The organism is Nocardiopsis suaedae (assembly GCF_027706745.1).
GTDB classification, from domain to species: Bacteria; Actinomycetota; Actinomycetes; order Streptosporangiales; family Streptosporangiaceae; genus Nocardiopsis_A; species Nocardiopsis_A suaedae.
Map to the genome: position 1 here is coordinate 20,315 of NZ_JAQFWP010000069.1, position 17,609 is coordinate 37,923.

General features: G+C 70.3%; 17 protein-coding genes. 9 read left to right on the forward strand and 8 right to left on the reverse strand.

Going from position 1 to position 17,609, the window contains the following annotated elements; all coding sequences use genetic code 11:
• Window positions 1–13: 13 nt before the first annotated feature.
• Both dnaN and dnaA read right to left on the reverse strand, forming a co-directional pair.
• Window positions 14–1,153: a DNA polymerase III subunit beta gene (gene dnaN, locus O4U47_RS26155; RefSeq protein ID WP_270680639.1), complete on the reverse strand. Its 1,140-nt coding sequence runs from the start codon at window positions 1,151–1,153 to the stop codon at window positions 14–16.
• A 708-nt stretch (window positions 1,154–1,861) separates the two neighbouring features.
• Window positions 1,862–4,051 carry a chromosomal replication initiator protein DnaA gene (dnaA, locus tag O4U47_RS26160; protein WP_270680640.1) on the reverse strand — a complete coding sequence of 730 codons (2,190 nt, stop codon included), beginning with the start codon at window positions 4,049–4,051 and terminating at the stop codon, window positions 1,862–1,864.
• Between the two features lie 777 nt (window positions 4,052–4,828).
• Here dnaA and rpmH point away from each other — a divergent pair.
• The 9 genes from rpmH to O4U47_RS26205 all read left to right on the forward strand — a co-directional run bounded on the left by rpmH (window position 4,829) and on the right by O4U47_RS26205 (window position 12,002).
• Window positions 4,829–4,972: a 50S ribosomal protein L34 gene (gene rpmH / locus O4U47_RS26165; RefSeq protein WP_017624929.1), complete on the forward strand. Its 144-nt coding sequence runs from the start codon at window positions 4,829–4,831 to the stop codon at window positions 4,970–4,972.
• 76 nt (window positions 4,973–5,048) lie between these two features.
• Window positions 5,049–5,489 carry a ribonuclease P protein component gene (gene rnpA / locus O4U47_RS26170; RefSeq protein ID WP_270680641.1) on the forward strand — a complete coding sequence of 147 codons (441 nt, stop codon included), beginning with the start codon at window positions 5,049–5,051 and terminating at the stop codon, window positions 5,487–5,489.
• On the forward strand, window positions 5,486–5,809 hold the full coding sequence (gene yidD, locus O4U47_RS26175) for a membrane protein insertion efficiency factor YidD (protein ID WP_270680642.1): 324 nt from the start codon (window positions 5,486–5,488) through the stop codon (window positions 5,807–5,809). Before rnpA ends, yidD begins: the two co-directional genes overlap by 4 nt.
• A 19-nt stretch (window positions 5,810–5,828) precedes the next feature.
• Window positions 5,829–6,776 carry a membrane protein insertase YidC gene (gene yidC, locus O4U47_RS26180; protein ID WP_270680643.1) on the forward strand — a complete coding sequence of 316 codons (948 nt, stop codon included), beginning with the start codon at window positions 5,829–5,831 and terminating at the stop codon, window positions 6,774–6,776.
• A 153-nt stretch (window positions 6,777–6,929) separates the two neighbouring features.
• Entirely contained in the window at window positions 6,930–7,418 is a 489-nt protein-coding gene (locus O4U47_RS26185) for a Jag family protein (protein ID WP_270680655.1), read from the forward strand.
• Between the two features lie 289 nt (window positions 7,419–7,707).
• On the forward strand, window positions 7,708–8,415 hold the full coding sequence (gene rsmG, locus O4U47_RS26190) for a 16S rRNA (guanine(527)-N(7))-methyltransferase RsmG (RefSeq protein ID WP_270680644.1): 708 nt from the start codon (window positions 7,708–7,710) through the stop codon (window positions 8,413–8,415).
• 179 nt (window positions 8,416–8,594) lie between these two features.
• Complete coding sequence (locus O4U47_RS26195) at window positions 8,595–9,428, forward strand: ParA family protein (protein WP_270680656.1); 834 nt, start codon at window positions 8,595–8,597, stop codon at window positions 9,426–9,428.
• Window positions 9,429–9,450: 22 nt separating this feature from the next.
• Complete coding sequence (locus tag O4U47_RS26200; RefSeq protein WP_270680645.1) at window positions 9,451–10,404, forward strand: ParB/RepB/Spo0J family partition protein; 954 nt, start codon at window positions 9,451–9,453, stop codon at window positions 10,402–10,404.
• A 497-nt stretch (window positions 10,405–10,901) separates the two neighbouring features.
• Entirely contained in the window at window positions 10,902–12,002 is a 1,101-nt protein-coding gene (locus tag O4U47_RS26205; RefSeq protein ID WP_270680646.1) for a peptidoglycan recognition protein family protein, read from the forward strand.
• 337 nt (window positions 12,003–12,339) lie between these two features.
• Here the strand turns inward: O4U47_RS26205 and trxA are convergent, their stop codons facing one another.
• The 6 genes from trxA to O4U47_RS26235 all read right to left on the reverse strand — a co-directional run.
• On the reverse strand, window positions 12,340–12,663 hold the full coding sequence (gene trxA / locus O4U47_RS26210) for a thioredoxin (protein WP_270680647.1): 324 nt from the start codon (window positions 12,661–12,663) through the stop codon (window positions 12,340–12,342).
• 66 nt (window positions 12,664–12,729) lie between these two features.
• Window positions 12,730–13,662 carry a thioredoxin-disulfide reductase gene (gene trxB, locus O4U47_RS26215; protein ID WP_270680648.1) on the reverse strand — a complete coding sequence of 311 codons (933 nt, stop codon included), beginning with the start codon at window positions 13,660–13,662 and terminating at the stop codon, window positions 12,730–12,732.
• A 688-nt stretch (window positions 13,663–14,350) separates the two neighbouring features.
• Window positions 14,351–14,827 carry a DUF2690 domain-containing protein gene (locus O4U47_RS26220; protein ID WP_270680649.1) on the reverse strand — a complete coding sequence of 159 codons (477 nt, stop codon included), beginning with the start codon at window positions 14,825–14,827 and terminating at the stop codon, window positions 14,351–14,353.
• A gap of 575 nt (window positions 14,828–15,402) precedes the next feature.
• A complete protein-coding gene (locus tag O4U47_RS26225) occupies window positions 15,403–16,347 on the reverse strand; it encodes an anti-sigma factor family protein (protein ID WP_270680650.1) in 945 nt (314 codons plus the stop codon).
• On the reverse strand, window positions 16,344–16,970 hold the full coding sequence (sigM, locus tag O4U47_RS26230) for an RNA polymerase sigma factor SigM (protein WP_270680651.1): 627 nt from the start codon (window positions 16,968–16,970) through the stop codon (window positions 16,344–16,346). Before sigM ends, O4U47_RS26225 begins: the two co-directional genes overlap by 4 nt.
• Window positions 16,971–16,978: 8 nt before the next feature.
• Window positions 16,979–17,609 (reverse strand): discoidin domain-containing protein (locus O4U47_RS26235; RefSeq protein WP_270680652.1); only part of this gene is annotated, 631 nt, incomplete at its 5' end.

Sequence of the window (17,609 nt, forward strand, 5' to 3'; positions counted from 1 at the left end):
ACCGGCCCCCGGCTCAGCCGGAGAGCCGCACCGGCATGATGAGGTACCGGTAGTCGGAGGCGGCGGTCTCGTCGGCGGGCTTGCCGGAGATGATCGCGGGCTTGGTCGAGGTGGTGAACTGCAGCCGGGCGATGTCGGAGTCGACCGCGCCGAGCCCGTCCAGCAGGTAGGACGAGTTGAAGGCGATCTGGATCTCCTCGCCCTCCATGGAGGCGTCCAGCACCTCGACGGCCTGCGCCTCGTCGCCGGTCCCGGCCTCCAGGACCAGGCGGCCCTCGCCGAAGGCGAGCCGCAGGGGGGTGTTGCGCTCGGCGACCAGCGACACGCGCTTGACCGCCTCGATGAACTCGGCCTTGTTGATCTCGGCGACCGAGTTGAAGGAGTCCGGCAGCAGGGCGCGGTACTTGGGGAACTCCCCGTCCAGCAGCCGGGTGGTGGTGCGGCGGCCGCCGCCCTCGAAGCCGATCATGCCCTCGGCGCCCTCGCCGGTGGCCAGCGCGATGGAGACCTCGGCGCCGGAGGTCAGCGACTTGGCGGTGTCGGCCAGGGTCTTGGCGGGCACCAGGGCGACCGCGGAGACGTCGGGGTTCTCCGGCGACCAGGTGATCTCGCGGACGGCGAGCCGGTAGCGGTCGGTGGAGGCCAGGGTCAGCGTGGAGCCCTCGATCTCCACCCGCACACCGGTGAGCATCGGGAGCGTGTCGTCCCGGCCGGCGGCGACGGCGACCTGGGCCACGGCGGCGGCGAACACGTCGCTGCCGATCGAGCCGGTCTGGCCGGGCATCTCCGGCAGGGTCGGGTAGTCCTCCACAGGCAGGGTCAGGAGTGTGAACTTCGCGCTGCCGCAGGAGACGGTCACCTTGGCGCCGTCCGTGGCGATCTCCACCGTCTGTGGAGGAAGGTTGCGGGTGATCTCGGCGAGCAGGCGGCCGGAGACCAGGCAGGTCCCGGGCTCCTCGACCTCGATGTCCACCGACACCTGCGCGGAGACCTCGTAGTCGAAGCTGGAGAGCCTCAGGCGCTGGCGGCCCTCGTTGTCGGAGGCGTCCAGCAGCATCCCGGCGAGCACCGGCACCGAGGGGCGGACCGGCAGGCTGCGCGCCGTCCAGGCGACGGCGTCGGCGAGTACGTCGCGTTCGACCCGGAACTTCACTTTCCGACTCACTCTCCTCGAAGGCGTCTGCTGACCCCGTGAGCGGTGGGGGCGTGACGACGGCGCGGGCTCACCTCGGGGACGGGTTCACACGGTACCCGCATTCACCGCCCGCCGCTGCCCGCAACACCTGATCGCGACCGGGGCCGACCGGGCCGTCGGGGACGGTTCGGCGCTCATCCACAGTTCGGGCCCGAGCCTGATTTTGAAGCCCCTTTGGGTTTAACAAGGGGGCCGTAATAGTAGGGGCTGTGGACAGTGTGGACAGAGGTCCTTTTCGCAGGTCACCCCGGAGATTTTTATCCACCGGCCCTGTGGGTGGCGGCTGTGGAGAACCGGCCGCGCTGTGGACGCCGTTCGGCCGTGCACATGTTGTCCCCGGGTTTTCCACCGCTCATCCACCGGTTGTCCACCGCTCGCCCACAGGGCCGGTGGAGGGCGGCCACAGGGCGCCTCCCCGCCGTCAACAGCCCGTCCCCAGGCCGTCCCCAGGAACGGGGGCGTCATCCCCAGGGTTCTCCACCGGTTGTCCACAGAAAAAAGGCCGCCCCTGGGGACAACGCGTCCGGATCCGGCCGTGCGGCGGGGGATCCGGTGTCCGGGGGCGGCCCCTGGGGCGCCGACGCGGGCGGGGACGAACCGGTGGATGTGGCGCGAACCTCGCCGGACGGAGCGGCCGGAACCGCGGTGCGGCCCGGGCGCGCCGTGTCACCCGTTCCGCGACTCCTGCTTGATGCGGTTGGTGAGCTCGGTCACCTGGTTGTAGATGGACCGGCGCTCGGCCATGAGCGAGCGGATCTTGCGGTCGGCGTGCATCACCGTGGTGTGGTCGCGCCCGCCGAACTGCTGGCCGATCTTGGGCAGCGACAGGTCGGTCAGCTCCCGGCACAGGTACATCGCGATCTGGCGGGCGGTGACCAGCACCCGCGAGCGCGAGGTGCCGCACAGGTCCTCGGTGCTCAGCCCGAAGTAGGAGGCGGTCTGCGCCATGATCGCCGACGCGGTGATCTCTGGGCCCTCGTCGTCGGGGATGAGGTCCTTGAGCACGATGCCGGTCAGGTGCAGGTCCACCGACTGCCGGTTGAGGCTGGCGAAGGCGGTGACCCGGATCAGCGCCCCCTCCAGTTCGCGGATGTTGGTGGAGATCTTGCTGGCGATGAACTCCAGCACCTCGGGCGGGGCGGCCAGCCCCTCCTGGGCCGCCTTCTTGCGCAGGATGGCGATCCGGGTCTCCAGCTCGGGCGGCTGGACGTCGGTGATCAGCCCCCACTCGAACCGGTTGCGCAGCCGGTCCTCCAGGGTGACGAGCTGCTTGGGCGGCCGGTCGCTGGAGATGACGATCTGCTTGTTGGAGTTGTGCAGGGTGTTGAAGGTGTGGAAGAACTCCTCCTGCGTCTGCTCCTTGTTCTCCAGGAACTGGATGTCGTCGACCAGGAGCACGTCGATGTCCCGGTAGCGGCGCCGGAAGCCGTCGGCCTTGCCGTCCCGGATGGAGTTGATGAACTCGTTCGTGAACTCCTCGGAGCTCACATAGCGCACCCGGGCCCCGTCGTACAGGCGCTGGGTGTAGTGGCCGATGGCGTGCAGCAGGTGGGTCTTGCCCAGCCCCGAGCCGCCGTAGATGAACAGCGGGTTGTAGGCCTTGGCCGGCGCCTCGGCGACGGCGACCGCGGCCGCGTGGGCGAAGCGGTTGCTGGCGCCGATGACGAAGGTGTCGAAGGTGTACTTGGGGTTCAGCCGCGCGGGCTCGGCCGAGGTGTGCGGCTGGTTGCCGCCCTCGGTGTCGGGCGGGCTGGGGGCCGGGGGCGGCGGGACGGAGCCGCCCGGGGCGGGGGAGGCGTCCGGTCCCTCCGGCCCGTCGGCGAAGGCGCCGGTGGACGGCGCACCGGCGGAGCCCCGGTCACCGGAGGAGCCCGGGGCGGGGGCGTCCCAGCGGCCCTGCTCCCAGGAAGGGCCCGACGCCTCCCACTGCGGCTGCTCCCACGTGTTCTGTGGGCCCTGCGCGGAGGAGGGGGGCGCGGGCGCGTCCCACTGGGGCTGGTCCCACTGCGGCCGGTCGCGCTGGTTCCGGTCCGGACCGGGCTGTTCCCACCGGGCCTGTTCGTGCGGGGCGTTCTCCTGCCGGGGCCGGTCCCATCCCGCCTGCGGGGGGCCGCCTGCCTGTGGGCCGCCGCCGGGGCGCTCGGGTGCGGCGCGCTCCCACTGGGCGGGGGCGCCGTGGTCCCACGGCCGGTGGTCGCGCGGGGCGGAGTCCCACTGCTGGGGGCGCTGCTCCCACTGGGCGGGCGGACCGGCCAGCAGGTCCTCCCCTTGGGCGGAGTGGGCCTGGTCGCGGGGGGCGGGCTCGCTCCGTCCATAGGGCTGTGGAAAACCCTGCGCCGGGTCGGGGCGGCCGAACTGCCCGTCGGGAAGGGCCTCCGACGGGGGCGGGGCCGGCAGGTCGGCCGGGGCGGGGCCGCCCTCGGCGGCCGGGCGCGGCCCCTCCTCCGGGGAGGGGCCCACGGGCGCGGGCGGGGACCCCGGCCCGCCGGCCGCCGGCGGAGCGCCCGGCGCGGACGGCCCCTGCGGGGCGGCACCCGGGGCGGAGCCCTGCGGGGACGGGGGCTGCGGAGCGGGGGAGGGGGCGGGCTGCACCGCCGTGGGGTCCACGGTCACCGCCACGCGGATCTCCCGGCCGAGCTCGGCGGAGAGCGCACGGCTGATGCTCTCCCGCAGCCGGGTCTCCAGGATCTCCTTGGCGAAGTCGTTGGGCGCGGCGAGCAGTGCGGTGTCCTCGATCAGGCCCAGCGGCCGGGTCTGCAGGAACCACGCCCGCTGGTGCGGGGGCAGCGCGTTGCTGTCCAGCCCGTCCAGGACGCTGGACCACACCACCGCGAGGTTGACCTGAGCCTCAGACACGGTGCCCTGCCATGGTTCGTCCCCTTCTCGGCGGTCGGCGTCTCGGCGGTGCCCGGCGTCCCGCGTGCGGGTCCGGACGCCCCATTGTCCCGGTCGTTCCGGCCCCGCGGGACCGGGGGACCGGCGGCCCCCTCCTGTGGACGGAGAGGGGGATCACTGTGGACGGCCTGTGTACAGAGCCGCGGGGACGCACCCGCGGCGGGTCGGCGGACCGGCCGCCCGGTATCCACAGCGTGAGGGCGGTGTCCACAAGTTGTGCACCGGTTCGTTCACAGGCCGTGCACAGGCGGCCGGGAGCCGAGGGTTGTCCACAATTCCCTGATCACCCTGGGTAGCGACCTGGGGGAAGCCGGGCGGGCGCCGTGCGGGTCGGCGCCCCGGAGGGCCGTTCTCCCCGCCTCCACGTTATCCACAGCTTAGGGGGCTGTGGGGGATCTTCCCCTGCTGTGGACAGCGCGTCGTCCACAGCGGGGGGATAATGGGGACGGCGGCCGCTCCCGGGCCCGGCCCAGCGGCCGTCCGGTGCTCTCCGCGGCCGGTGTCGTTCCTGGTGGCGCGGGCGGCCGATTTGACCGGGGACGGGTACCGCCGTATCTTCTTTATGCTTAAGTCGCTACCGGAATGCGCCCCGCTCGGCACGGGATGCCCGGTCGGCGGCGCGAGCGGGCGATGTTCCTGAGCCTCGGACGTCCCCGCGACGTTGTTGAGCAGGACATGCGCGGCCCGTCTCGCGGAACCGCGCGCAAGAACTTCTCTAGACGCCCCTGGAGCCCAGCAGTGAGCAAGCGTACGTACCAGCCGAACAACCGGCGCCGTGCGAAGGTCCACGGTTTCCGGCTGCGCATGCGGACCCGCGCCGGTCGCGCCGTCATCACGGCCCGCCGCAAGAAGGGGCGCGCCCGCCTGACCGTGAGCCACTGACCCACGGCTCAGCCGATGACTTCGGGACCGGTCTGCCGACAGGCCGGTCCCCTTCTTGTGTTCGAGGACCGATCCCATGCTGTCGCCTGGCAACCGGATGCGGCGCAGCGCCGAGTTCGGCCGCACCATGCGCCGGGGACGGCGCTCCGGCCGTGACGCCCTCGGCGTCGTCCTGCTGACCGCCCGTCCCGATGCCCCGGGAGCCGAGGATGCTCCGCGGGTCGGGTTCACCGTGAGCAAGGCGGTGGGCTCGGCGGTGGTGCGCAAGCGGGTGCAGCGCCGGCTGCGCCACCTGATGCGCGACCGGATCGGGGACCTGCCTGCGGGTAGCCTGCTGGTAGTGCGCGCCAAACCCTTGGCCGCCCACGTTGGATACGACACTCTGGCCGAGCAGCTCGATGCCGCCCTCTCCGCGGTCCGGCGCTCCCGCGGCGGCGCGACACGCCGCCGCAAGGGACGAGGCGGGGGTGAGCGCGGCGCCGCTCGCGCCGACGGAGAGCAGCGGGCGGGTTCATGACCGACGACAGACCCAGGCCCCTCGCATGGGCCCTCATCGTTCCCATCAGGGGGTACCAGCGGTTCATCTCGCCGCTGTTCCCGCCGGTCTGTCGTTTCTACCCCTCGTGCAGCGCGTACGCGGTGCAGGCGCTCCAGGAGCACGGAGCGCTGCGGGGGCTGTGGCTGGCGGTGCGCAGGATCGCGCGCTGCCACCCCTTCCATCCGGGCGGACTCGACCCGGTTCCCCCGCGCGCGGGGAAACGCGACCACCAACCGAGCGACACGGGAGAGGACCCCGGCCTGTCCGGGACCGGCCCCGCGAACCCGTCGCCGCACTGACAGAAGAGGGAGTTGGCCGGTGCTGGACTGGCTGTACAACATCGTCGGGTGGGTGCTGATCCAGATCCACTCGGCCCTGACCTTCATCGGGTTCGATCCCGACGGCGGATGGGCCTGGGGCCTGTCCATCGTCCTGCTGACGGTCCTGATGCGACTGATCATGGTCCCGCTGTTCGTGAAGCAGATGCACACGCAGCGGAAGATGCAGGACATGCAGCCGCAGCTGCAGAAGGTCCGCGAGCGCTACAAGAACGACAAGCAGCGCCAGCAGCAAGAGATGATGAAGCTCTACCAGGAGAGCGGGACCAACCCGATCATGGGTTGCCTGCCCCTGCTGCTGCAGATGCCGGTCTTCTTCTCCCTTTTCAGCGTGCTGCGCTCGGTCGCCCAGGGGCAGGCGCAGTACGGGTTCACCCAGGAGCTGGTGGAGAGCGCCCGCGGCGCCCTCATCTTCCACGTCCCGATCGCCGCCCAGTTCACCAGCTCCTCGGCCGAGCTGGAGAGCTACGGCTCCGACCCGATCATCGCCAAGATCGTCATCGTCATCGCCTGTGTGATCATGGGGACGACGACCTTCCTGACCATGCGCCAGAGCATGAAGCGCACCACGGTCCAGATGGCCGACAACCCGATGGCCCAGTCGCAGAAGATCATGATGTACATGGCGCCGGCCTTCGGCCTCTTCGGCCTGGGCATGCCGATCGGTGTGTTGATCTACTGGGTCACCTCCAACCTGTGGACCATGGGACAGCAGCACCTGATGTACCGGAAGTTCCCCGCGCCCGGCACCGAGGGCGGCGAGGAGTCCAAGGCGGGTGCGTCGGGCGCCGCGAACGGGTCGGCCAAGGGCCTTCTCGGCAAACGCAAGGAGAGCGCCCCGGAACCGGTGGAACAGCCTAAGATCGAGCGTAAGCAGCCGAAGAAGCAGTCCCGGGCGAAGCGCGGCGGCGGTCGCCCGAAGCAGTAGGGCAGTCCCGGCCTTCTCGGCCGGACAGGCCGGCCGGGCGCAGGCGATGAGCCCCAGAAGCGCGCGGTCGGCGGGATCGCGAACGTGAGGAGACAGCACGCTGTGAGCAACGGCAACACCGACGCCCCCGAGGAGAGCGGCGGCAGCGTCGCGGTGGCGGACGCGCCCGAGGAGAGCATCGACATCGAGGCCCTGGAGAACGAGGGCGACGTGGCCGCCGACTACATCGAGGGGCTGCTGGACATCGCCGACTTCGACGGCGACATCGACATGGACGTCGAAGGCGACCGTGCGGTGGTCTCGGTGGTCGGTGCCACGCTGGACGAGCTGATCGGCAACGAGGGGGAGGTGCTGGAGGCGCTCCAGGAGCTCACCCGCCTGGCGGTGCACCGCAGCACCGGGAACCGCAGCCGCCTCATGCTCGACATCGGCGGATGGCGCGAGGGTCGGCGGACCGAGCTGCGCAAGGTCGGCTCCGAGGCGGCCGCCGAAGTGAAGAAGGGCGGGGAGGCCAAGGCGCTGGAGCCGATGACCCCGTTCGAGCGCAAGGTGGTGCACGACGCGGTGGCCGAGGCGGGCCTCACCAGCGAGTCCGAGGGGGAGGAGCCCTACCGCTACGTGGTGGTGCTCCCCGCCGACTGAGTGATCGCGCGACGTTTCACGTGAAACACGGGCGCCCCTCACGCATAGGATCGTGGGGGGCGCCGTTCACTGTCCGGACCCGACCGCCCAACGGCCCGACCGCCCGCGCCCCATGGCCGCGTCCGCGGCGCCTCAACGGAGCGGACGCCGCGGGGAGAGAAGTCGACAGGGAGACCGGCCGACATGTCCGCCGATCGATAGGCGGGCAGATGGACACGCCGACCGGTGAGCGGAGCGCCGGAACGGCGGGGCGGCGGAGAGACCATGGGAGAGACCAAGGTGGTGACAGATGACCTCCGGCGCTGACCATCGCACGGTGCCGCCCGAGACGGCGGCCGCGCTGTTCGGGGACCGGATCGACACGGCGGCACGGTATGCGGAGCTGCTCGCCGGTGCCGGGGTGGAGCGGGGACTCATCGGGCCGCGCGAGGTGCCGCGGCTGTGGGACCGGCACATCCTCAACTGTGCCGTGGTGGAGGAACTGGTCCCGCACGGCGCCGACCTCGTCGATGTGGGCTCGGGGGCCGGACTGCCCGGGGTGGTCCTGGGCATCCTGCGCCCGGACGTCTCGGTGGTCCTGCTGGAGCCGCTGCTTCGGCGCACGGTGTTCCTGCGCGAGGTGGTCGCTTCGCTGGAACTGGAGAACGTGCGGGTGGAGCGCGGCCGGGCCGAAGAGCAGAAGGGCCTGGCCGCCGACATCGTGACCGCGCGTGCGGTGGCACCGCTGACCCGGCTCGCCGGGTGGGCGCTGCCGCTGTTGCGCAAGGATGGCAGCCTGCTCGCCCTGAAGGGGGAGCAGGCGGAGAGTGAACTGGAGTCGGCGCGTAAGGAATTGTCCGCACTGCGCCCCTGCGCCGCCGATGTGATCCGGGTGGGGAGCGGTAAAGTCGACCCCGCTACCACGGTCGTTCGCATCACGGTGACGTCCGAGAGCGAGCGTCCGCACCCGTCGCGACGCGCCGCGGCCGGAAGGAAGAAGCGCGGACGGAAGAGGTGAACTCATTCGTGCCCGAGAACCATGGCGACGTCGATGTTTCCCGTGAAACGCCGAGCTGGTCGCCCCGAGACCTGCACCCCGACGGCCCTGTTTCACGTGAAACCGAGACCGGCGCGGCCGATCCGGGCGTCGACGACGACGTCTTCGATACGCCGATCGCCCGCGCGGCCCGGGCCGCGATGAGCGTGCGCGGATACGGGGAGGACACCTGGCCCCGCCCGAAGTCCTGCCGCGTCATCGGCGTCGCCAACCAGAAGGGCGGCGTCGGCAAGACCACCACGACGGTGAACCTCGCCGCCTCGCTCGCCATGCACGGGCAGCGGGTGATGGTCGTCGACCTCGATCCCCAGGGGAACGCCTCCACCGCGCTGGGGATGGAGCGGGAACAGGACTCCCGTTCCATCTACCACTGCCTGGTGGAGGACGCCGGACTGCGCGACCTCGCCCGCCCGGTTCCGGACATCCCCAACCTGTGGTGTGTCCCCGCCACCATCGACCTGGCCGGCGCCGAGATCGAACTGGTCTCACTGGTGGCCCGGGAGGCGCGGCTGAAGCGCGCCTTCGCCGCGTACGACAGCAGTGAGCTCGACTACATCCTCATCGACTGCCCGCCGTCGCTGGGGCTGCTCACCGTGAACGCGATGGTGGCCGCCGAAGAGGTGCTCATCCCCATCCAGTGCGAGTACTACGCGCTGGAGGGGCTGGGGCAGCTGCTGCGCAACGTCGACCTGGTCAAGTCGCACCTGAACCCCACGCTGGACATCTCCACCATCGTGCTGACCATGTACGACGGGCGCACCCGGCTGGCTTCACAAGTCGCCGACGAGGTCCGCCAGCACTTCGGGGATCTGGTACTCAAGACATTGGTGCCCCGCAGCGTCCGCGTCTCCGAAGCGCCCAGCTACGGGCAGTCCGTGATGACCTACGATCCGGGTTCCACCGGCGCGGTCGCCTACATGGAGGCCGCCCGGGAGATCGCCTACCGGGCCGAGGCGGGCGCCGTTGTCCAGTGAGACGTGAGGAAGGGAGACGTCGGTGAGCCAGCAGCGGCGGGGTCTTGGCAAGGGACTGGGGGCGCTCATCCCGCAAGGGCCGGTGGCGGCCCCGGGGGAGGCGTCGGCGGACGGCGGTGACGACGCGGCCGAGCGCGGAGCCGACCGGGGAGCCGAGCGCGGAGCCGTCATCGACGGTGCCTACCTGGAGGAGATCCCCCTCTCCGCGGTGACCCCCAACCCGCGCCAGCCGCGGCAGCACTTCGACGAGGAGGCGCTGGATGAACTGCGCGCCTCCATCGCCGAGGTGGGGCTGCTCCAACCGATCGTGGTGCGCCGCCTGGGGCCGGACTCCTATGAGCTGATCATGGGGGAGCGGCGGTGGCGCGCCAGCAAGGAGGTCGGACTCGACCGCATCCCCGCGATCGTCCGGGAGACCGGAGACGATGAGCTGCTGCGGGACGCGCTGCTGGAGAACCTGCACCGGCAGCAGCTCAATCCGCTGGAGGAGGCCGCCGCCTACCAGCAGCTGCTCGATGACTTCGGCACGACGCACGAGGAGCTGGCGCGGCGCATCGGGCGCTCCCGCCCGCACATCACCAACACCCTGCGGCTGCTCAACCTCTCCCCGGCGGTTCAACGGCGGGTCGCCGCCTCGGTGATCAGCGCGGGGCACGCGCGGGCGCTGCTGTCGGTGGAGGACTCCGAGACGCAGGACCGCCTCGCCCGCCGCATCGTGGAGGAAGGGCTGTCGGTCCGCGCGCTGGAAGAGCTGATCACCCTCGGGGAGACCGAGGACGAGAAGCCGAAGAAGCGGCGTGCGGCGGCCCGCGCGGGCGACCCCGAGATGGATGAGCTGGCGGGATTGCTCTCCGACCGGTTCGACACCCGGGTGAAGGTCGACATGGGCAAGAACAAGGGCAAGATCGTGGTGGAGTTCGCCACCAAGGAGGACCTGGAGCGGATCATCGCCGCGATGGCGCCCGAGGACGGCTGACCCCGCGCGTGCGCAACCACCCCGGGAACCCGCCTCCCCGGCCTCCGATGGCCCTGTCGCTCCGCCGACAGGGCCATCTGACGTTAGGGCGCGTTGTGTGGATCACGACCTACTGCGCGATGCCCAGGCACGCCCCTCGCTGCGTCCTCATCGGTCGACAGCGCACCCAGGCTGACTCCCCCTGCTCTTGGGAACACAGCGTTCTTGCGATGAGCGCACCTGGACGCCGCTCGCTACGGCCATGATCCACATAACGCGCCCGAGGTCCCTCTGACGCTAGGGACGTAAGTCGACCTGTCGGCACGCCGCTGTCCGGCGCAGGCCGTTCCCGATGTTTCCCGTGAAACACCGGCCGCGAATGTGCCGAATCCCTGCGATGCGGCCCACCCGCTCCCTAGACTCCTGACCGCCGGGGCGTCCGCCCCGGCCGAGGCCCGGCCCTCCGCCACGCGGAGGGCCGGGCCTCGACGTTCGAGTGGCGGGGGTGGACGGGGTCCATGGTGCGTAGGCGGAGGTTGGTGGCGGCCGGTGCCGGGGCGGCGGCCCTGGTGCTGGGGGAGCGGCTGCTGGGCGGCGGCCGGGGCGCCGCGGCGGCGGTGCGGGCGGTCGCGGGGGAGAGCGGCCCGCCGACGTTCCCCCGCACGGGTGTGGAGCGGTGGGCGGCGACCACCGCTCCGGTCACGCCCCGGGGCGCCTTCGACCACGTGGCCGTGCTGCCGGCCGGAGGCACCGGGGAGGGGCGGGCACGGTTCACCGGACCGGACGGCCCCGGCCCGTGGCGTCCGGTGCGGGTGGGCGGCCACGGGGACGACAGCGGGCAAGAGGGCGGTGTGCTGCTGCAGGCCCCGCCCGGCGCCACCGGGTACGAGGTGGAGATGCAGGGGCAGGACGCCGTGGAGACGGCGGCCATCGACACGCGGAGCGGACGGAGGCACCGGATGAGCGGGGCCGCCCACGGGCTGCTGGAGACCGGAGACGTCCGCGGGGCGCTTCCGCTGCCCTACGTCACCCGGTCCGGGTGGGGCGCCGACGAAGGACTGCGAGGCGACGCGGACGGCGGCTCCCACCCGGTCCAGGCGGTGACGGTGCACCACGCGGCGATGCCGGTGGCCGCGGACCCGCGCGAGACGATGCGGGCGATCTACTGGCTGCACACCGTGGAGAACGGCTGGGACGACATCGGATACCACCTGTTGATCGACCCCGAGGGAACCCTGTACGAAGGACGGTCCACCGGCGGCCCGCTGCCGGTGTTCTCCGGCGTCCCGCTCCCCGGGGCGGCGCGGTGCGTCACCGGTGCGCACGCCGTGGGCCACAACGCGGGGAACATCGGCATCTGCCTGATGGGCGACTTCACGTCGGCGATGCCGAGCCGGTCGGCGCGGGACGCGCTGGTGCGGACGGTGCGCACACTGTGCGCGCTCAGCGGGGTGGACCCGTCCTCCCGTGTGCGCTACGTCAACCCGGTGAGCGGCTCCTCCCGGGAGGTGCACGCCGTGGCGATGCACCGCGACTGGGGCGGGACCGCCTGCCCGGGAGACGCCTTCGCGGCCCGGTTCTGGGAAGTGCGCGAGCGTCTGTCCACACCGGTCGGCTGAGCGAGAAGGCGACACGTCGACACAGCGGTACGGCGGTAAAGCGGAAGAGCGGCAGGGGGACCGAACGCCCCGTGCCGTGTTTCACGTGAAACGGCCCACCGGGCGCACCGCTGCCGCCCCCGTTCGCCCCCGCGAACCGCCGCCAGGGCGCGCTGAGGCGCGGACCGCGCGCCGGTCGACACCGGCCCTACCGTCGCCCCCGCTCCGCCCCTGGCGTCGCTCCTGCCGCCGCCTGTGCGGCGCGGCCCGGAAACGCCGAAGGACCCACGGGGGCATCCCCGTGGGTCCTTCGCATCGTCCGCCGAGGGCCGGGCGCCCGCCCGGCGCGCCTCGAACGTCAGATGATGCCGTCGAGGTCCTTCAGCAGAGCGCGCTTGGGCTTGGCGCCCATGATCTGCTTGACGACCTCGCCGTCCTTGAACACGTTCATCGTGGGGATCTGCATGATCCCGTACTCACGCGTGGTGTTGGGCTGCTCATCGATGTTGAGCTTGACGATCGTGAGCTTGTCGCCGTGCTCCTTGGCGAGCTCCTCAAGGACCGGGGCGACCTGGCGGCAGGGGCCGCACCATTCGGCCCAGAAGTCGACCAGCACCGGCTTGTCGCTCTTGAGGACCTCCTCCTCGAAGGTCGCGTCGGTGACGTGCTTCAGGTCCGCCACGTCGTTCACTCCTCACACATTGGCTCGGGACGTCGGTCGACCGGGGGCGCCGGGGAGGCGCGCCGGTCAGTCGTTGAGGCTCTCCAGGTACCGCTCGGCGTCCATGGCGGCCGAGCACCCGGTGCCGGCCGCGGTGATCGCCTGCCGGTAGGTGTGGTCGACCACGTCGCCGCAGGCGAAGACGCCCGGAAGACGGGTGCCGGTGGTGGGGGCCTCCACCGCCAGGTAGCCCTCGGAGTCGAGGTCGAGCTGGCCCTTGAAGAGCTCCACCCGCGGGTCGTGGCCGATGGCGACGAACACGCCCTCCACGTCCAGGGTGCTCTCGTGCCCGGTGACGCGGTCGCGCAGGCGCACCCCGTTCACCTTGTCCTCGCCCAGGACCTCGGTGACCTCGCTGTTCCAGATGAAGCGGATCTTCTCGTTGTCGAAGGCGCGCTGCTGCATGATCTTGCTGGCCCGCAGCTCATCGCGGCGGTGCACGACCGTCACCGACTTGGCGAAGCGGGTGAGGAAGGTGGCCTCCTCCATCGCGGTGTCGCCGCCGCCGACCACGATGATGTCCTTGTCGCGGAAGAAGAAGCCGTCGCAGGTGGCGCACCACGAGGTGCCGCGCCCGGAGAACTCCTTCTCCCCGGGGACGCCCAGCTCGCGGTAGCCCGACCCGGTGGCGATGACGACGCTCTTGGCCAGGTGGGTCTCATCGCCCACCTTGACCACCTTGGGCTCGGCGGCAAGGTCGACCTCGGTCACGTCGTCGGCGACGAGCTCGGCCCCGAAGCGCTCGGCCTGCTTGCGCATGTTGTCCATGAGGTCGGGCCCCATGACGCCGTCGGGGAACCCGGGGAAGTTGTCGACCTCGGTGGTGTTCATCAGCGCACCGCCGGCGGTGATGGACCCCTCGAAGACCAGGGGGTCGAGGGAGGCGCGCGCGGCATAGATGGCCGCGGTGTAGCCGGCCGGCCCCGACCCGATGATGATTACGTTGCGGACGTCGCTCACGCTCGTCGGCCCTTCGTTCGCTCAGGGGGGAGGTCACTGCCGCCCGTGACCCTGCGGGTAGATCGTTCCTCTCAACACAGGGTAGGCGCCCCCCATTCCCCATGGGGCCAGACCCGTCTGTGACCTGGTACTGGGCAGCAGCGAGAAGGAAGCATCCGGCCTGAGCGAGTCCGGTGGAGGCCGTCGCCTGAGAGGGGGTCGGCGCTGCCCCCAGGCGCCATCGCCCGTCTCCGAGGATTCGGGTGCCTGGAGGCTGCCCCGGTGGTCCCGTGATGGCGCCGCGTAGGGGGGAGCAGATCTTCACCTGGATAGGGCAGGTACCGGTACACGAGGGAGAAGTACGAGTACCGGCCTTCACCGGGAGCAACAAATCTGGCTTAACGATTATGGGTGCTGAATAGCAACGAACAATGGGCTGCAGTTCTTCTGCATTGCTCCGGACTGTATGAGTCCAAGCCCTCGAGGACGTGGCCGGTGGGATTAAGTCAGGCGGACGACCGTGGTGGTCGATGGCATCGATTATCAAAATGATTGATCTGTTTGGATAGGTATGTCAATCACTCGTTGATTCCTCGAAGTGGCAAGGGTGCCAAAAAAATGCAGGGCCCCTGGGTAGGGCCCTGCCGGGGCGTAGGGAGATCCTCAGATGCGTGTAGCTCCTCGAGGATGCACGACCTATGTCATTCTATTAATACGAACCAGTGGAGGCGCTCCCGCTGGAACCGTCCAGGTAGGCGCTACCGGAGGCGTACGAAGTGACGCCCGCATCATTGACCATCGCCGTGTAGCAGGTATAGACGCCCAGCGTCTCGCTATACCAGACATTGCTGCACGAGTAGCTTCGGCCGTCGCTGTTCCGAACAACCTTTGCGCTGCCGTCAACGGACGATCCAGGGGTGATGCGGACTCTTGCCCACGCTGTTCTACAGGAGGGGCTGTACCTCAGGTCGAGTCCGGCGATCACTACGTCGCCGTCTTTGATGTCCCTTCCCTTGGCGGTGATCGCGTCAGCAGCACAACCAGAGGTGGAGGGGTTCTGTCCATCGTAAGCCGCAGCCTGGGCGGTCGTCGGCGACAGCAACGTCAGCGCGAACGTCAGCGATGAAATAGCTGCAATGGCGAACCTCTTTTTTGACATAATGCTCCTCACAAACCTGCTTGTCATTGCGATTAACGCTAACAGGAAAGGAGGAATAATCGCAAAAGAGCAGGTCGGAGTGTATATAATATTGTTTATATCTCGTTATTGGCGCGTGAGTTCGAGAGGGTAAAGGTTCGTCTTTGATGGGGCTCGGCCTGTTATGGCTCTGTCGGTGAGAATGCAGGTGAAACTTTTCACCCATAGGAGGGGTGTGGAGCAGTCAACTTCTGGTGCGGTATTTGGCAGAAAAATTCGTACCCACCGGTCCCTGCTGAGTGTGTGGTGGGCACATCTAATACTCTGGACGCCTTTAAGGGGTGACCTCGCCTTCTTTCAAGGCGTAGTCGACAATTATGAGTTTGAGGCGTTAGAAACCCACTGGAAGTGGAGCGACAGGCGTCTCTCCTAAGAAAATAGTCCCGCGCTCGGCCATGGGAACGTAGTAATCCCATCGAAGGGTGGTCGCTGGTCCTCGAAACATGAACCGGAGTAGAACTCTGAGACGCGCCCTTCGTAGCCAGCTGGAGCGAGGTGGTCCGCAGAGCCGGTACGGACGTCTCCCCGGCGGCGGCGGAGGACCGCCGCCACCGGGGAGGGTGTCACGGAGCCGGAACCGGGGCCGAGTCGAGCACCGCGTCCGCAGGGGCGCCGCCGGTGCACTCCGGTGAGACCACGGACACCGTGTAGGAGCCGGAGGCCTCCTCGGTGTACAGCACCCACACCGGCTCGGCGGCGCCGCCGTCGCCCGTGTAGGTGGCCACGTCCACGAGCGGCGTGCGCTCACCCTCCTCGGTGAGCCCCTCGACGCACGTGGAGACCCCGGAAGGGTTCTCCGAGGGACTGGGCAGGGCCGATATCTCCGGCGCCTCCTCGTCGCTCTCAGCGCCTTGCGGCGGCAGTTCCGGCGCGGCCAGGGACAGCACGTCGCCCGCCTGGCCCTCCAGCCCTTCCGGCGTATAGGCGGTGCCGCTCTCCACGAGGACCGGGGCGGGCTCCTTCACGGCATGGGGCTCGTCGTCCCGTGTCTCGCCCCCGCCGCCGACACCCGGCTCGTCGCCCATCCCGCGCAGCAGGGCCGCGCCTCCGCCGATCACGAAGACGGCGGCCGCGGCCGCGGCGATGTAGGGCATCCAGCGGGCGACGCCGCGCCGACGCATCGGAACCACCTCGGCCGCACGGGAGCGCAGCTCCTCGGCGGCGTCGCCGTCGACGCCGCCGGGCCCGTCCGGGTCCTCCGCGTCCCCTCGGTCCTGTCGCCCGTCGCGGTCGTTCCCGTCCCCCTCGGCGGCTGATGGGGTGCCGCCGTCTGAGGTCGGGTCCTTCCGCTCCGCGCGTATCGCCTCGTCCAGGCGGGCCGAGACCGAATCGGGAAGTGGCGGGACCGGTTCCTCCGCCAGTAGGCCGGAGACCTCTCCCAGCGCCTCCCGGGTCTCGGCGCACTGGGAGCATCCGGCCACGTGAGTACGGACGGAGCGCTCTTCCTCGTCGTCGAGTAGTCCTTCGAGCGACAACGCGAGAGTCTCCGCGTCCACATGAGACGTCACGGTCTCCCGTCACCTCCTCTCGGGGATGTGACGTCTCGGGGGCGTTCAGGGTTCCGCAGGTGCGCCAGATAGGGAAGAAGTCTCGCGCGGCCGCGGGCGCAGCGGCTCTTGACCGTTCCGGGGGCCACTTCGAGGATCCCGGCGGCCTCGTCGACGCGGTAGCCCATCATGTCCACGAGCACCAGCGCCAGCCGCTGCTCGGGCGGGATCTGCTCCAGGGCGGCGTGCACGTCCATCCGGGAGTCGCTGCGCCCGGCCGGGTCGGGGACCGAGGCCGTGGCCTTGGCCCGCTCGTTGGAGAGCACGTCGAGCGTGGCGTCGTCGGTGGGCACCGCGGGGCGCACCATGCGGCGGCGCATCCGGTCGTGGCAGGCGTTCACCACGATGCGGTGCAGCCAGGTGCTCACCTGTGCCTCGCCGCGGAACCGGCCGGCGGCGCGGAAGGCGGACAGGAAGGCGTCCTGCAGTGCGTCGGCGGCCTCCTCGGGGTCGCCCAGCACGCGGATCGCGACAGCCCACATGCGCTCGCGGTGGCGGCGGACCAGTTCGTCGAACGCCTTCTCGTCACCGCGAGCGTGTCTGGACAACAGCTCCTTGTCGGGGAGCTCTTGGACTGCGTCCATCACCCTCGTCACGATTTCCCGTGCAGCTCTATCTCGTTGATGCTCCCCCGCCATCCACCGTCGACCTGGGGGATATCAGTGAACCATACGAGCACGTACCGACCCTTGGCCGGGTCGTCGGGCTCGATGGTGGTCGCTCCGGCGGCGCCCTGGGCCTCGCCGACCGTCTGCAGGGCGTCGAGCGACTTCTCGTCGCCGACGCGCAGCTCGACGTCGCTGCCGCCGGGGCCGAGCTCGATGTCGGCGCTGTGCACTTCGACCGGCCCGCCCATGTCGATGATCAGACCGACACCGCTCTTGTAGCCGCCGAAGTTCTCACCCTTGTAGGTCTGGGTGCTCCAGTCGGTCGACGGGTCCCCGTCGATGGCGAACGGCGCATTGTCGGGATGCTCACCGTCCCCCTGAGGGTCGAAGTCCGAAATGCTCGACGGGGTCAGTGCCGCGACGTCCGCCGAATCCTCGTCCTTGGAGTCGCCGTCGTCGGTGGTGTTTCCGGCCTCGGTGCCCTCCTGGCCCGAGCCGTCGTTCATGGCCGAGCCGAAGTGCCAGGCGCCCACGACGACGCCGACGAACACGATCAGCGCGGCGGCGCCCATCAGGACCCGCACCAGCGTGCGGTTGCCGCCGCGAGGCGGGCGG

Bases quoted from the DNA above. Each gene is read 5' to 3' on its own strand.
- rnpA (WP_270680641.1), top strand. From the start codon at position 5,049: ATGCTGTCGCCTGGCAACCGGATGCGGCGCAGCGCCGAGTTCGGCCGC.
- yidD (WP_270680642.1), top strand. From the start codon at position 5,486: ATGACCGACGACAGACCCAGGCCCCTCGCATGGGCCCTCATCGTTCCC.
- rsmG (WP_270680644.1), top strand. From the start codon at position 7,708: ATGACCTCCGGCGCTGACCATCGCACGGTGCCGCCCGAGACGGCGGCC.
- O4U47_RS26195 (WP_270680656.1), top strand. From the start codon at position 8,595: ATGAGCGTGCGCGGATACGGGGAGGACACCTGGCCCCGCCCGAAGTCC.
- O4U47_RS26205 (WP_270680646.1), top strand. From the start codon at position 10,902: ATGGTGCGTAGGCGGAGGTTGGTGGCGGCCGGTGCCGGGGCGGCGGCC.
- O4U47_RS26220 (WP_270680649.1), bottom strand. From the start codon at position 14,827: ATGACAAGCAGGTTTGTGAGGAGCATTATGTCAAAAAAGAGGTTCGCC.
- sigM (WP_270680651.1), bottom strand. From the start codon at position 16,970: ATGGACGCAGTCCAAGAGCTCCCCGACAAGGAGCTGTTGTCCAGACAC.